Source organism: Streptomyces venetus (genome assembly GCF_039540295.1).
In the GTDB taxonomy this organism is placed as follows: Bacteria; Actinomycetota; Actinomycetes; order Streptomycetales; family Streptomycetaceae; genus Streptomyces; species Streptomyces venetus.
The window spans coordinates 206486-220273 of record NZ_BAABET010000008.1 but is presented as its reverse complement, the minus strand read 5'-3'; the positions used below and the strand labels follow the sequence as shown (position 1 = coordinate 220273).

Genomic DNA, 13788 nt, shown 5'->3' with positions numbered 1-13788 from the left:
CGAACCATGCTGCTGATCCCCTGCCCGTGGTGCGGGCCCCGCGACGAGGCCGAGTTCCACTACGGCGGCCAGGCCCACGTGCCGTACCCGCAGGACCCGTCCTCCCTCACCGACGAGGAGTGGTCCCGCTACCTCTTCTTCCGCGACAACCCGAGGGGCCCCTTCGCCGAGCGCTGGAGCCACTCGGCGGGCTGCCGCCGCTGGTTCAACGCCGTACGGGACACGTCGACGAACGAGATCCTGACGGTCTACCGGGCGGGGGAGCAGCGCCCGGTCGCATTCCAGCCGAGTCCGGCACACCCAGCCCGTCCGGCGTTTGAGGACGAGGCCGTCCAGGCCGAAGGGGGGCCTGGGGGCGCAGCCCCCGGCGGGGTCGAAGGGGCGGAGCCCCTTCAGGAGGGGACGGGTAGGGGCGGAGGGGGCGAAACAACCCAGCCGTTCCGCCACCCCACCCGCGGCCGAATCCACCGCGACGAACCCCTCACCTTCACCTTCGACGGCACCGAATACCAGGGCTACAAGGGCGACACCCTCGCCTCCGCCCTCCTCGCCAACGGCGTCATCCAGACCGGCACCAGCATCAAACTCGGCCGCCCCCGTGGCATCTTCTCGGCCGGTGTCGAGGAACCCAACGCGGTCGTCCAGATCGAGGAACCGTTCCCCGAGCCGATGCTCCCCGCCACCACCGTCGAGCTCTACGACGGCCTCGCCGCGACCGGCCTCCCCGGCCAGGGCCGCCTCGCCACCGCACCGGACCCCGCCCGCTACGACGCCGTGCACACCCACTGCGACCTCCTGGTCGTGGGCGCGGGCCCGGCCGGCCTCGCCGCGGCGTCAGCCGCCGTACGCTCAGGCGCCCGCGTCATCCTCGCCGACGATCAGCCGGAACCCGGCGGCAGCCTCCTCGGCACCGGCGAACTCCTCGACTGGGTGGACGAGACGGCCGCCCGGCTCGACGCCGCCCCCGACGTCCGCGTCCTGCGCCGCACCACGGTCTTCGGCTACTACGACGACAACCACCTCCTCGCCGTGGAGCGCCGCACCAACCACCTCGGCGCCGAGGCCCCGGAGCACGTCTCCCGTGAACGCGTCTGGCGCATCCGAGCCCGCCGCGTCGTCCTCGCCACCGGAGCCCACGAACGCTCGCTGGCCTTCGCCGACAACGACCGCCCCGGCGTGATGCTGGCCGCCTCCGCCCGCACCCACCTCAATCGCCACGGCGTGCTGCCCGGCCGTCACGCGGTCGTCTTCACCACCAACGACAGCGCCTACGCGGCGGCGCTGGACCTCGCCGCGGCGGGCGTCGGCATCACGGCGATCGTCGACACCCGCCCCGAGCCGGGGGAGTGGGCGCAGCGGGCCCGGCAGGCCGGCATCGAGGTGCTGCCGGGCCACGCCGTGATCGCCACAGAGGGCGCTCCCCGTCTCTCCGCCGTGACCGTCGCGCCGTACGGAGAGACGACAGGCCGACGGGAGTTCGCCGCCGACCTGCTGCTGGTCTCCGGCGGCTGGAACCCGGTGGCGCACCTGTTCAGCCAGGCGGGCGGCAAGCTCCGCTACGACGAGGAACTCGGCACCTTCGTCCCCGACGCGTCCCGGCAGGCCGTCGAGGTCGCGGGCGGCGCGAGCGGCGTCTTCGACCTGGCACGGGTTCTCGCCCAGGGGGCCGCCGCGGGCGCCCGCGCGATCGAGACCGAGGGCTACACCGCCGAGGCTCCGCGTCTGCCCCGGGTGCCCGGGCACCCGCGGACGCCGTCCATGCGGGTCTTCACCGTCCCCGGCCGGGAGGGCGCCCCGCGTTTCGTCGACCTCCAACGCGACGTCACCGTCGACGACCTGGCCCGCGCGACCGGCGCCGGTATGCGTTCGGTCGAGCACACCAAGCGCTACACCACGGCCGGCACGGCCAACGACCAGGGCAAGACCTCGGGCGTCCTGGCCAGTGGCACGGTCGCCGAACTGCTCGGCGTGGACGTCTCGGCGCTCGGCACGACCACGTTCCGTCCGCCGTACACGCCGGTCTCCTTCGCCGCCCTCGCGGGCCGTGACCGCGGCGTGCTGAGCGACCCGGTCCGTACGACAGCCCTCCACACATGGCACGTCGCGCACGGCGCGCTCTTCGAGAACGTCGGCCAGTGGAAGCGCCCCTGGTACTACCCGCGGGACGGTGAGGGCATGGAGACGGCGGTGCTGCGCGAGTGCGCCGCCGCCCGTGAGGGCGTCGCCTTCATGGACGCCTCCACCCTCGGCAAGATCGACGTCCAGGGCCCGGACGCCGGCGTCTTCCTCGACCTGCTCTACACCAACATGATGAGCACCCTGAAGGTCGGCATGATCCGCTACGGCGTGATGTGCCGCCCGGACGGCATGGTCTTCGACGACGGCACGGTCATCCGCCTCGCGCAGGACCGCTTCACGGTCACCACGACCACGGGCAACGCGGCCGCCGTGCTGGACTGGATGGAGGAGTGGCTCCAGACGGAGTGGCCCGAACTGCGGGTCCACTGCACCTCCGTGACCGAGCAGTGGGCCACCGTCGCCCTGGTCGGCCCGAAGTCCCGCGAGGTCCTCGGCTCCCTCGCGCCCCGACTGGCGGTCGCCAACGACGACTTCCCGTTCATGGCGTGGCGGGACACGACCGTCGCCGGCATCGACGCCCGGGTCTGCCGGATCAGCTTCTCCGGTGAACTCGCCTACGAGATCAACGTGTCACCGTGGGAGGCGCTCACCCTGTGGGAGGCGCTGCACGAGGCGGGCGCCCCGTACGGCATCACCCCGTACGGCACGGAGACGATGCACGTCCTGCGCGCGGAGAAGGGCTATCCGATCGTCGGGCAGGACACCGACGGCACCGTGACACCGCAGGACCTCGGCATGACCTGGGTGGTGTCGAAGAAGAAGCGGGACTTCATCGGCAAGCGGTCCCACGCCCGTGCCGACACCGCCCGCCCCGACCGCAAGCACCTGGTCGGGCTGCTCCCCGAGGACCCGGGAACGTTCCTCCCCGAGGGCACGCACCTGGTGGCCGGCGGTGTGCTGCCCGAACCGCCCGTCCCGATGCTCGGCCACGTCACGTCCAGCTACCGCAGCGCGGCCCTCGGCCGGACCTTCGCGCTCGCCCTGGTCAAGGGCGGCCGGGACCGCATCGGCGAGCGACTCTACGCACCCGTGGGCGACCGGCTGGTCCCGGTGACCGTCGCGAGCCCCGTCCTCTACGACCCCGAGGGAGCCCGCCGCGATGGCTGACACCGCCCTGACCGCCCCGCTCCGCAGCCCCCTGGCGCACGCCGCCGGCCGGCTGGCCGCCGCGACCCGCACCTCCGGGGGCGCGGTCCGGCTGGCGGAACTCCCCTTCCTGACCCAGGTGAACGTGCGCCTCGACCCCAAGGGAGCGGCGGCGGACGCCGTGGGGCTGGCGCTGGGGCTCCCCCTGCCCGTCGAACCCGACACCGTCGTCCGCGCCGGGGAACTGACCGCGCTGTGGCTCGGCCCCGACGAGTGGCTCGTGGTGGGCCCGCCCGGCGGCCAGCGGGAACTGGAGGGCCGGATCCGGGAGGCCGCGGGCGACGAGCCCGTGTCCGTCATCGACGTCTCGGCCCAGCGCACCACGCTCCTCGTGGCGGGCCCCCGGGCCCACGACCTGCTGGCCCACGGCTGCTCGCTGGATCTGCACCCACGGGTCTTCGGCCCGGGCCGCTGCGCCCAGACGACCCTGGGCCGCACCCAGGTCGTCCTCGTCGCCCGTGACGACCCCGGGGCCGGTTTCTGGGTGCTGGTCCGTTCGTCGTTCGCCGGCTATCTGACGGACTGGCTGCTGGACGCGGCCGTGGAGTGGACCGGCTGACGCCGGCACCGCGGAAGCGGGGTTCGGTGATCCGGTCTCCGGGTCACCGACCGCCGCCTTCAGCCGAGGCCGTGTCCTGGTCGGAGACCGGGCCGGGCCCTTGCGGGCCTCAGCCCGCGTAGCCGAGACGGCGGCTGAGCTCGTCCGCTCCCGCCACCACCACCGGTGCCAGTGCGCGCATCCGCTCCTCGGTCAGCCGGAAGGCGGGCCCCGACGCGCTGAGGGCGGCGATGATCTCACCGTCCTCCGAACGCACGGGAGCCGACAGGGCGTTGAGGCCCTCCTCGTACTCCTCCATCGTGATGGCATAGCCCCGCTCGCGGGCTTCCGACAGGTCCGCCTCCAGCTTCTTCCTGGACGTCACCGTGCGCGGTGTCAGACGGGGCAGGCCGGCCTCGGCGAGGAGCTCGTCGCGGTCCCTGCGGCCGAGATGGGCCAGGAGGACCTTGCCGCTGGAGGTGCAGTGCAGCGGCGTCTGCCGTCCCACCCAGTTCTGCGCGGCGATGGCCGACGTACTGCGCACCTGGTAGAGGTTGATCGCGTGGTGGGACTCCAGCACGGCGATGTTCATCGTCTCGCCCACGTCGTCGACGAGACGCTCGCAGATCCCCCGCCCGTGCTTGGTGACGGCGATACGGCCGGTCACGGCGCCCGCCAGGCGCACGACCCCGAAGCCGAGACGGTACTTGCCGCGTTCGCTCTCCTGCTCGACCATCCCGTGTGCTTCCAGCGCGCCGAGCAGACGGAAGGCGGTGGACTTGTGGACGTCGATGGCCGCGGCCACTTCACTCACGCCCGCCTCGCCGTGCTGGGCGAGGATCTCCAGCACGGCGACAGCACGGTCAACGGATTGCACCCCGCCACTGGGGGCGCCTGCGGACTCGGCGCCGTAGTTGCTCATGGCGAAACTCTAGGTGAAACAGTCAACAGGCGTGAGGGGCTGGAGGTCATTTTCCTCAGCGGAAGACGACCGTACGGTTGCCGTTGACCATGACGCGGCTCTGGCTGTGCCATTCCACCGCCCGGGCCAGGACCTGCGCCTCGACGTCGCGCCCGAGGGCGACCAGGCTGTCGGGGCGCTGAGCGTGGTTCACCCGGATGACGTCCTGTTCGATGATGGGTCCCTCGTCGAGGTCCGGGGTGACGTAGTGGGCCGTCGCCCCGACGAGCTTGACGCCGCGCTCGTGCGCCTGGACATAGGGCCGGGCGCCCTTGAAGCTCGGCAGGAACGAGTGGTGGATGTTGATCGCGCGGCCTTCGAGCTGCTTGCACAGGTCGTTCGACAGGATCTGCATGTAGCGGGCGAGGACCACGAGGTCGATGTCCAGCTCGTCGACGAGCTGGAGCAGCCGCGCCTCCGCCTCGGGCTTCGTCTCCCGGGTCACGGGCACGTGGTGGAACGGGATCCCGTAGCTCTCGGCGAGCGGCTCGAAGTCGCGGTGGTTGGAGACGATCGCCGGCACCTCGATGTTCAGCGAGCCGGTGCTCCGGCGGAAGAGCAGGTCGTTCAGGCAGTGCCCGAACTTCGACACCATGATCAGTGTGCGCGTCGGGGTCGACGCGTCGTACAGCTGCCAGGAGATCCGGTACGCCTCCGCCACCGGGGCGAAGCCGGACTTCAGGTCCTCGATCGAGGTGCCCGGGTCCGAGACGTCGAAGTGGACCCGCATGAAGAAGCGGTCCTGCAGCCGGTCGTCGAACTGCTGGCTCTCCTGGATGTTCCCGGAGTGCCGGACCAGGAAGCCGGTGACGGCGTGGACGAGCCCCGAGCGGTCGGGGCACGACAGGGTGAGGACGAACTCGCGGCCGGTGGTGGGTCCAAGAGACACTGAGCCCTCCCTGAGGAAGTGCGCATTACGCAACAGTGGGACTTATACGCAACATGGTCCTGGCTGTGGCGGTCTGCGGTCAAGGGCTTGACAGTGGGTCGGGCGGACTGCACTGTGAGTTGCGTAGCAAGCAGCTCGTTGCGCATGAGGCAACCACGCCGCCCGACCGGGGCGCTTCACTTCGAGGTGAACCATGACTACGACCGGCCTGCCGGAGAGCCTGATCGCGACCCTCCCCGGTGACCACTACACAGCCCCGGAGATCTTCCGCCTGGAGCAGGAGCACATCTTCGAATCCATGTGGTTCTGCGCGGCACGCGCGTCGGAACTGGCGAAGCCGGGTGCCTTCAGGACCGTGGACGTCGGGCGGGAGAGCGTCCTGCTGACCCGCTCGCGGGACGGCTCCGTCCGGGCGTTCTTCAACGTGTGCCGGCACCGGGGCGCGAAGCTGTGCACACAGGAGTCCGGCGAGGTGAAGCGGGCCTTCCAATGCCCGTACCACGCCTGGACCTACGACCTCAACGGCAAACTCGTCGCGGCCCCCAACCTCACGAAGATGCCGGACGTCGGTCGCACCGAGTACGGGCTCGCGAGCGTGGCGGTACGCGAGTGGCTGGGCTATGTGTGGGTGTGCCTGGCCGAGAACCCGCCCTCGTTCGAGGAGTCGGTGATCGCGGACGTGGTGGCCCGCCTGGGCGACGTGGAGTCCATCGAGCGGTACGACGTCGAGAGCCTGGAGGTCGGCAGGCGGATCGTCTACGACGTCAAGGCCAACTGGAAGCTGATCATCGAGAACTTCATGGAGTGCTACCACTGCGCGACCATCCACCCGGAGCTGACCGAGGTGCTGCCGGAGTTCGCCGACGGTTACGCGGCGCAGTACTACGTGGGGCACGGCGCCGAGTTCGGCTCGGAGGTCCAGGGCTTCACCGTCGACGGCTCGGAGGGCCTGGACCGCATCCCCACGGTCGCCGAGGAACAGGACCGCCGGTACTACGCGGTCACGGTGCGCCCGCAGGTCTTCATCAACCTCGTCCCGGACCATGTGATCTTCCACCGGATGTTCCCGGTGGGGGTCGACCGGACCATCGTGGAGTGCGACTGGCTGTACCTGAAGGGCGTGGTGGAGAGCGGCCGGGACGTCAGCCGGTCGGTGGAGCTGTTCGACCGCGTCAACCGGCAGGACTTCGACGCCTGTGAGCGCTGCCAGCCGGCGATGAGTTCCCGCCTGTACGCCAAGGGCGGCGTCCTGGTGCCCAGCGAGCACCACATCGGCGAGTTCCACGACTGGGTCCAGGACCGCATCGGCACCCGCGCGGGCCTCGGGGAGCACTAGGAGTGGCCGGAGGAGCTCGCTTCCCGGGCGAGCGCCGCGCCGGCCAGGTGGTTCTCACCTTCTGACGCGGGCAGGAGACCGGCATGGCACTGATTCTTGTGACCGGAGCGGCCAGCGGGCTCGGGTACGACACGGCGAAGGCGCTGGCCGACGACGGCCACGACGTGGTCGTCCACGTCCGCAACCGGGCCCGGCTCACCGGCACGGACGACACCGCCCGCTGGAAGGGCGCCGTCACCGGCGACCTCGCCGAGCTGGACGCGATCCGCGATGTCGCCGGGCAAGCCGCCGAGTTCGGCCGCTTCGACGCCGTCATCCACAACGCAGGCGTCATGAACCGACCGGAGGACGCCACCGTCAACACCGTCGCGCCCTACGTGCTGACCGCCCTGATGGAGAAACCGGCCAGGCTCGTCTACCTGAGCAGCTCCATGCACCGGACCGGCTCCACCGACCTGGGACGGCTCACCGACGGCACCGCCTCCTACGACGACACCAAGCTGTGGGTCACCGCGCTCGCGCTCGCCGTCGCGTCCCGCTGGGCAGGCACCTCCAGCCATGCGGTCGACCCCGGCTGGGTCCCCACCCGCATGGGAGGCCGCGGCGCACCGGACGACCTGACCGCGGGACGCGAGACTCAGGCGTGGCTCGCCACGCACCGCGACGTGACCCCGGGCACCGGTGGCTACTGGTACCACCAGCGGACACAGGCACCGCACCCCGCCGCGCAGGACGCAGAATTCCAGGCTCGGCTTCTCCAGGCCCTGGAGAACCACACCGGCATCGCGCTCGGCTGATCGCGAACGCGTTCAGGGAGCCGCGTCGAGATCCACCTCGAGGTCCTCGGCCTCGGTCCAGAATCCGTCGTCCGCGTCCTGGAGACGGGCGGCGGCGTGATCCATGTGGAGGCGTGCGGCCCTGCGTGCCGCCTCGGCGTCGCGCGCTTCGACGGCGGCGAGGATGGCGTGGTGCTCTTCCCGGACCGCTTCGAGGAAGTCGTTCCGGCGTGCCTCGTTCGCCCGCGTGACGCGGATGCCGCCGCGCAGCACCTCGCCCAGGTACCGCAGCGTCGAGACCATCACCGTGTTCCCGGTCGACTCGGCGATGGACCGGTGGAAGGCGAGGTCCTCGTCCACGCCGTCGCCGCCGGCCGCCACCGCCGAGTCGATCGCGTCCAGGGCCTCACGCATCCGCGTCAGGTCGCCGGCCGTGGCCCGGGTGGCCGCGAGATGGGCCGCCTCACCCTCGATGGCACGGCGCAGCTCCGCGATCTGCACCACCTTCGCGCGGGTGTCCGCGGCCTCGAGGTCGAGCGGACGGGCGCGCCGTGGCAGCACGAACACGCCGATGCCCTGACGCGGTTCGATCAGGCCCGCGTTGCGGAGCCGCGACAGGGCCTCGCGCACGACCGTACGGCTGACGCCCAGCTGCCTGACCAGCTCCACCTCTGTCGGCAGTCGGTCGCCCTCGGCCAGCCGCCCCGACTCGATCTCCTCCGAGAGCGTCGCGGCGACCTGATCTGCGAGCCGGACGGGACCGCTCACCTTAGAAAACATGGTTTTCAGTCTATAGGTCCGGGTCTCGTCGTTCCGCCGCCGACGACGCGCCGACCAGGATCGCGTCGGGATGGTCGGCCAGGTAGCCCCGGACCACCGATTCGAAGCTCGGGTCGGGCTCCAGCCCGAGCGCCGCGGCCCGCGTGTTGTCGAAGACCGAGGGCCACGACCCCACGACGGCCTCGACAGCGTCATCGGGCGCGACGGTCACCAGATCGGCCACGGCGTCGCCCGCCACGCGCCGCAGCGTGGCCAGCATCTCGGCGACCGAGACCGTGAGCGCCGGGAGGTTGACCGGCAGCCCGCCGTCGAGCCGGCCCTTCCCGGTGCCGCGCTCGGCTTCCGCGATGCGCAGGATCCCCTCGACCGTGCGGCGTGGCGACGCCAGGGCCACCCGCAGGCCGGGGCGTACGGGACAGATCGCGGGGAGACCCGCGAGCGGCTCGCGGATGATGCCGGACAGGAAGCCGGAGGCGGCCGCGTTCGGCTTGCCGGGCCGCACGGACACGGTCATCAGCCGGGCGACCCGTCCGTCGACGAAGCCCTTGCGCGTGTAGTCCGCGACCAGCTGTTCGCAGACGAGCTTCTGGATTCCGTAGCTCGACCGGGGAGTGGGCAGGGTCGATTCGCCGACCACCGGGGGGAGGGGCAGAGCCGGGTCGGAACCGTAGACCGCCACGCTGCTGGAGAACACCAGGCGCGGCACCGGCCCGTCGGCGGCCGACTGCGCCCGGGCGGCTTCGAGGACGGCGCGGGTGGTGTCCAGGTTGGCGCTCATACCGAGGTCGAAGTCGGCCTCGCACTCGGCCGAGACGGCGGCGGCGAGGTGGATGAGCACGTCCACCGGCTCCGCGAACACCTCGTCGAGACACTCGGCGAGGTCACCCCGCACGATCTCCACGAGGGGATCGGCCGCCTCCGCAGCCCCGGCCGGTACGTACCGGTCGGTCAGCACCAGGCGATCGATCGGCACGCCACGATGCGTCCGCGCCCTGAGCAGGGCGTCGGTGATCTCGCGTCCCAGGAAGCCGAAGCCGCCCGTGATGACGATCCTCATGCGTCGTCTCCTCGGTAGTCGTTCAGCCAGCCGAGGCCGTCGCTCGTGCCGGCCCGGGGGATGTACTCGCAGCCGACCCACCCGTCGAAGCCCAGGTCGTCGATGACGCCGAACAGATGCCGCACGTCGAGCTCGCCGCTGTCGGGCTCGTGGCGGTCCGGCACGCCGGCGATCTGCAGATGACCGACCCGGCCGGTCGGCAGGTCGCGGCGCAGCGTCATGGTGAGGTCGCCTTCGACGATCTGGCAGTGGTAGAGGTCGAGTTGCACCTTGAGGTTCGGGGCGCCGACGTCCCGGACGACCGCGTGCGCCTGCGACTGCCCGGACAGGAAGTAGCCCGGCATGTCACGGCCGTTGATCGGCTCGATGAGGACGTCGACGGCCACCGCGGCGGCTCGCTCCGCGGCCCACTCCAGGTTGGCCAGGTAGGTGTCGCGGTGCTCGTCCCGTTCCTTCGGGGTCGCGTCCGCCGGCACGAGACCGGCCATCACGTGCAGCCGCGGGCAGTCCAGCGCGGCGGCGTAGTCGAGGGCGCGGGCGACGCCGGAGCGGAGTTCCGCCTCGCGGCCGGGGAGCGCCGCGATCCCGCGTTCTCCGGACTCCCATGCCCCGGGAGGCGCGTTGAACAGCACCTGCCTGAGGCCGTGGTCGTCGAGGCGGCGGCGCAACTCCCCGCTGTCGTAGGCGTAGGGGAAGAGGTATTCGACGGCGGTGAAGCCGTCCGCCGAGGCCGCGGCGAAGCGGTCGGGAAAGGCGTGCTCGGTGTACATCATGGACAGGTTCGCTGCGAACCTCGGCATGGTGGCTCCAGTGACGGGACCGGGCGGCCCCGGTCAGCGGTTGACGGTCTGCTTGTCGGTGGTGAGCACCGCGGCGGCGCCTACGACGAGAGTGAGCGCCAGGACGTACATCGGGAGCGATGTCGAGCCGGTCGCGTCCTTCAGCGCGCCGATCATGTAGGGACTCAGGAAACCGGCGAGGTTGCCCACCGAGTTGATCACGGCGAGACCGACCGCGGCGGCGGTACCGCCGAGGAACGCGGTGGGCAGCGACCAGAACAGCGGGGCGCAGGTCAGCACACCGGCCGCGGCGACGGACAGCGCGACCAGGGACAGCGCGGTGGACCCGGCCCAGCCGGCCGCCAGTGAGAAGCCGACGGCGCCCATCAGGCTCGGGACGACCAGGTGCCAGCGGCGCTCACGGCGCCGGTCCGCCGAACGCCCGAACAGGTTCATCGTGACGAGTGCGGCCAGGAACGGCACCGCGCTGAGCACACCGATGGCGAGGTTGCCCTCGATGCCGGTGGACTCGACGAACGTGGGCATCCAGAACGTCAGGGCGTACTGACCCATGACGAAGCAGAAGTAGATGAGGCACATCAGCCACACCTTGGGCTCGCGGAAGGCGTCCCAGACCCGGCCGTGCACGGTCTGGTGCGCCGCGTCCTCGGCGATCGCCCGTTCGACGACGTCCTTCTCCTCGTCGGAGAGCCACTTCGCGGCGCGCACGCTGTCGTCGAGGTAGAACAGGGTGGCCACGCCGATGAGCAGAGCGGGTATCGCTTCCAGCAGGAACATCCACTGCCAGCCCTGCCAGCCGTTCACGCCCTGGAACCGGTCCATGATCCAGCCGGAGAGCGGGTTGCCGAAGATACCGGCCACCGGGATCGCGGACATGAAGAGAGCGATCACGCGGGCACGGCGGTGCGAGGGGAACCAGTAGGTGCAGTACAGGATCACCCCCGGGTAGAAGCCGGCCTCCGCGGCGCCGAGGAGGAACCTCAGGACGTAGAACATCGCCTCGTTGTGGACGAACATGAACGCCGCCGAGACGAGGCCCCAGCTGATCATGATCCGGGCGATCCAGGTGCGGGCGCCGACGCGCTGCAACATGAGGTTCGACGGGACCTCGAAGAGGAAGTAGCCGATGAAGAACAGGCCGGCGCCGAGGCCGTACGCCGCCTCGCTGAACCCGAGGTCGTCGGACATCTGGAGCTTCGCGAAGCCGACGTTGACCCGGTCCAGGTAGGAGACGACGTAACAGAGTACGAGGAAGGGGACGACACGTCGTACGACCTTGCGGAAGACGGCGTTCTCACGGGCGGCGTCGGTGACTTGGGACGCCGATAGGGGCATGGACATGGCGATCCTTTGAGCGGCTCAGGGGAATTCTCCGGAAGGGGAGAGGGGGTCACCACGCGGCGTTGAACGTGGACCTCAGTTCGTCGAGCGCGTGCTCGGCGAGCGGCTCGGGGCGACGGTCGGTCAGGAGCCAGAGACGTGCCGTCTCCTCGAGTTCTTCGAGGACGGCGAGAGCGGTGGCCGCGTCGGGGCCCCAGACCACGGGGCCCAGCCGGTCCAGCAGCACCGCCCTGATGGGCGTACGGCTCGCCGCCCGGTCGGCGATGTGCGCGGTCACCAGGTCGGCCACGCGCGGGTCGCCGGGCCGGTGGTAGGGGACGAGGGGGACGTGCCCGACCTTCATCACGTAGTACGGGGTGATGGGGGGAAGCACGTCGTCGTCGCTCCACACCCCGGCCAGCGTGAGCGCGACCAGGTGCGTGGAGTGGGTGTGGACGACGAAGCGGGCCGTGGGGTCGGCGGCACAGATACGGCGATGCAGTGTCAGGGTCTTGCTGGCCCGGTCGCCCGCCACCTGCTCACCCCGGGCGTCGACCAGCGCCAGCCGGCCGGGTTCGAGGAACCCCAGGGCGGCGTCGGTCGGCGTGATCAGGTGGTGGTCGCCGGCCTTGGCGCTGATGTTGCCCGCGCTGGCATGGACGTAGCCCCGGGCGAACAGGCTGGTGCCCACACGGACGATCTCGCTGCGGGCGTGGTCGACCGCCTCGTCGTCCGCTGTCTCGGCGGTGGTGCTCGGCTGCGGGTTCATGCGGCCTCCTCGTCCAGGAGCGCGAAGGAGCGGGTGAAGAAGTCGGGGCGGCCGAAGTTCCCCGACTTGAGCGTGATGTGGAGCGTGTCCCCGCCGGGCAGGTGCGCCGCGCACCACGGCACACCGGGGTCGATCTGCGGACCGATGCGGAGTCCGGTGATGCCGAGCGCCTGGACGACCGCGCCCGAGGTCTCGCCACCCGCGACGACGAGGCGGCGCACGCCGCGTTCCACGAGCCCCTGTGCGACGCGGGCCAGTGTCCGCTCCACGAGCTCACCGGCCTCGGCGGCACCGAGCCGGCCCTGCACGGTCCGGACGGTGTCGGCCGGCTGGGTGGAGCAGACGAGGACCGGCCCGTCCTCCAGATGCGAGTCGGCGAAGGCCAGGGCCTCCGCGACCACGTCCTCGCCGGCCGCCACCCGCAGCGGATCCACGCTGAAGGCGGGGCGGCCGGTGCGCAGGTACTCGAGGACCTGACGGTTGGTGGCCTCGGAGACCGAGCCCGAGACGACGGCCCCGTGGCCGGTGGGGGGTGGCAGGTGCGCGGCGGCGCGGGACGGCTTGAACCCCCAGTTCGCGGGCAGGCCGATCGCCAGCCCCGAGCCGGCTGTCACCAGGGGGAAGCCCTGGACCGCCGCGCCCAGGCGCACCAGGTCGTCGTTGGCGACGGCGTCCACGACGGCGATCCCGATGCCGTCCGCACGCAGGGCGTCGACGCGGGCCCGGATCGCCTCGACGCCGTCGGCGACGACCGTGTGGTCGATGAGTCCGACCTCTCGCGTGCTCTGGGCGCCGAGGACGGAGACCAGGTTGGAGTCGGTCATCGGCGTGAGCGGGTGGTGGCGCATGCCGCTGTCGCCGAGCAGCACGTCACCGACGAAGAGATGCCCCTTGAAAACGGTGCGCCCGTTGTCGGGGAACGCCGGTGTGGCGACCGTGAAGTCGGTGCCCAGGGCGTCCATCAGCGCCTCGGTCACCGGCCCGATGTTGCCGGCCGGAGTCGAGTCGAAGGTGGAGCAGTACTTGAAGTAGATCTGCTCGGCGCCCATGGACCGCAGACAGGCGAGAGCGCGCAGTGACGCCTCGACGGCGTCGGCGGCCGGGACGGTGCGCGACTTCAGGGCGATCACCACGGCGTCCGCGTCCACCGCCTGCTCGACGCCGGCCGGTGGTGTGTCGATCAGCTGGACCACGCGCAGGCCCGCGCGCACCAGGTTGTTGGCGAGGTCGGTGGCGCCGGTGAAGTCGTCGGCGATGCACCCGAGGCGGATTCCCAT

General features: G+C 71.3%; 12 protein-coding genes. 4 read left to right on the top strand and 8 right to left on the bottom strand.

Features of this window, described 5'->3' with window-relative positions:
• Positions 1-6: 6 nt before the first annotated feature.
• Both ABEA82_RS26200 and ABEA82_RS26195 read left to right on the top strand, forming a co-directional pair.
• Positions 7-3246 carry a sarcosine oxidase subunit delta family protein gene (locus ABEA82_RS26200; protein ID WP_345664118.1) on the top strand — a complete coding sequence of 1080 codons (3240 nt, stop codon included), beginning with the start codon at positions 7-9 and terminating at the stop codon, positions 3244-3246.
• Positions 3239-3844, top strand: coding sequence for a sarcosine oxidase subunit gamma (locus ABEA82_RS26195; protein WP_345664117.1), 606 nt, complete (start codon positions 3239-3241; stop codon positions 3842-3844). The genes ABEA82_RS26200 and ABEA82_RS26195 overlap by 8 nt, the downstream gene beginning before the upstream one ends.
• A gap of 109 nt (positions 3845-3953) precedes the next feature.
• Here the strand turns inward: ABEA82_RS26195 and ABEA82_RS26190 are convergent, their stop codons facing one another.
• Positions 3954-4745 carry an IclR family transcriptional regulator gene (locus ABEA82_RS26190; RefSeq protein WP_345664116.1) on the bottom strand — a complete coding sequence of 264 codons (792 nt, stop codon included), beginning with the start codon at positions 4743-4745 and terminating at the stop codon, positions 3954-3956.
• A gap of 55 nt (positions 4746-4800) precedes the next feature.
• Positions 4801-5673 carry a formyltetrahydrofolate deformylase gene (gene purU / locus ABEA82_RS26185; protein ID WP_345664115.1) on the bottom strand — a complete coding sequence of 291 codons (873 nt, stop codon included), beginning with the start codon at positions 5671-5673 and terminating at the stop codon, positions 4801-4803.
• A gap of 193 nt (positions 5674-5866) precedes the next feature.
• Here purU and ABEA82_RS26180 point away from each other — a divergent pair, with 193 nt between their 5' ends.
• On the top strand, positions 5867-7009 hold the full coding sequence (locus tag ABEA82_RS26180) for an aromatic ring-hydroxylating oxygenase subunit alpha (protein WP_345664114.1): 1143 nt from the start codon (positions 5867-5869) through the stop codon (positions 7007-7009).
• Between the two features lie 83 nt (positions 7010-7092).
• On the top strand, positions 7093-7806 hold the full coding sequence (locus ABEA82_RS26175; RefSeq protein ID WP_345664113.1) for an SDR family oxidoreductase: 714 nt from the start codon (positions 7093-7095) through the stop codon (positions 7804-7806).
• Between the two features lie 12 nt (positions 7807-7818).
• On the opposite strand, the gene ABEA82_RS26170 is transcribed toward ABEA82_RS26175, so the two are convergent.
• The 6 genes from ABEA82_RS26170 to otnK are packed head-to-tail and all read right to left on the bottom strand — an operon-like array spanning position 7819 to position 13788.
• Entirely contained in the window at positions 7819-8565 is a 747-nt protein-coding gene (locus ABEA82_RS26170) for a FadR/GntR family transcriptional regulator (RefSeq protein ID WP_345664112.1), read from the bottom strand.
• Between the two features lie 10 nt (positions 8566-8575).
• Complete coding sequence (denD, locus tag ABEA82_RS26165) at positions 8576-9622, bottom strand: D-erythronate dehydrogenase (RefSeq protein ID WP_345664111.1); 1047 nt, start codon at positions 9620-9622, stop codon at positions 8576-8578.
• Positions 9619-10422, bottom strand: coding sequence for a 2-oxo-tetronate isomerase (gene otnI, locus ABEA82_RS26160; RefSeq protein WP_345664110.1), 804 nt, complete (start codon positions 10420-10422; stop codon positions 9619-9621). The genes denD and otnI overlap by 4 nt, the downstream gene beginning before the upstream one ends.
• 33 nt (positions 10423-10455) lie before the next feature.
• Positions 10456-11763 (bottom strand): MFS transporter, encoded by a 1308-nt coding sequence (locus ABEA82_RS26155; RefSeq protein WP_345664109.1) that lies wholly within the window; start codon positions 11761-11763, stop codon positions 10456-10458.
• Positions 11764-11812: 49 nt separating this feature from the next.
• On the bottom strand, positions 11813-12511 hold the full coding sequence (locus ABEA82_RS26150) for a class II aldolase/adducin family protein (protein ID WP_345664108.1): 699 nt from the start codon (positions 12509-12511) through the stop codon (positions 11813-11815).
• A complete protein-coding gene (otnK, locus tag ABEA82_RS26145) occupies positions 12508-13788 on the bottom strand; it encodes a 3-oxo-tetronate kinase (RefSeq protein WP_345664107.1) in 1281 nt (426 codons plus the stop codon). The genes ABEA82_RS26150 and otnK overlap by 4 nt, the downstream gene beginning before the upstream one ends.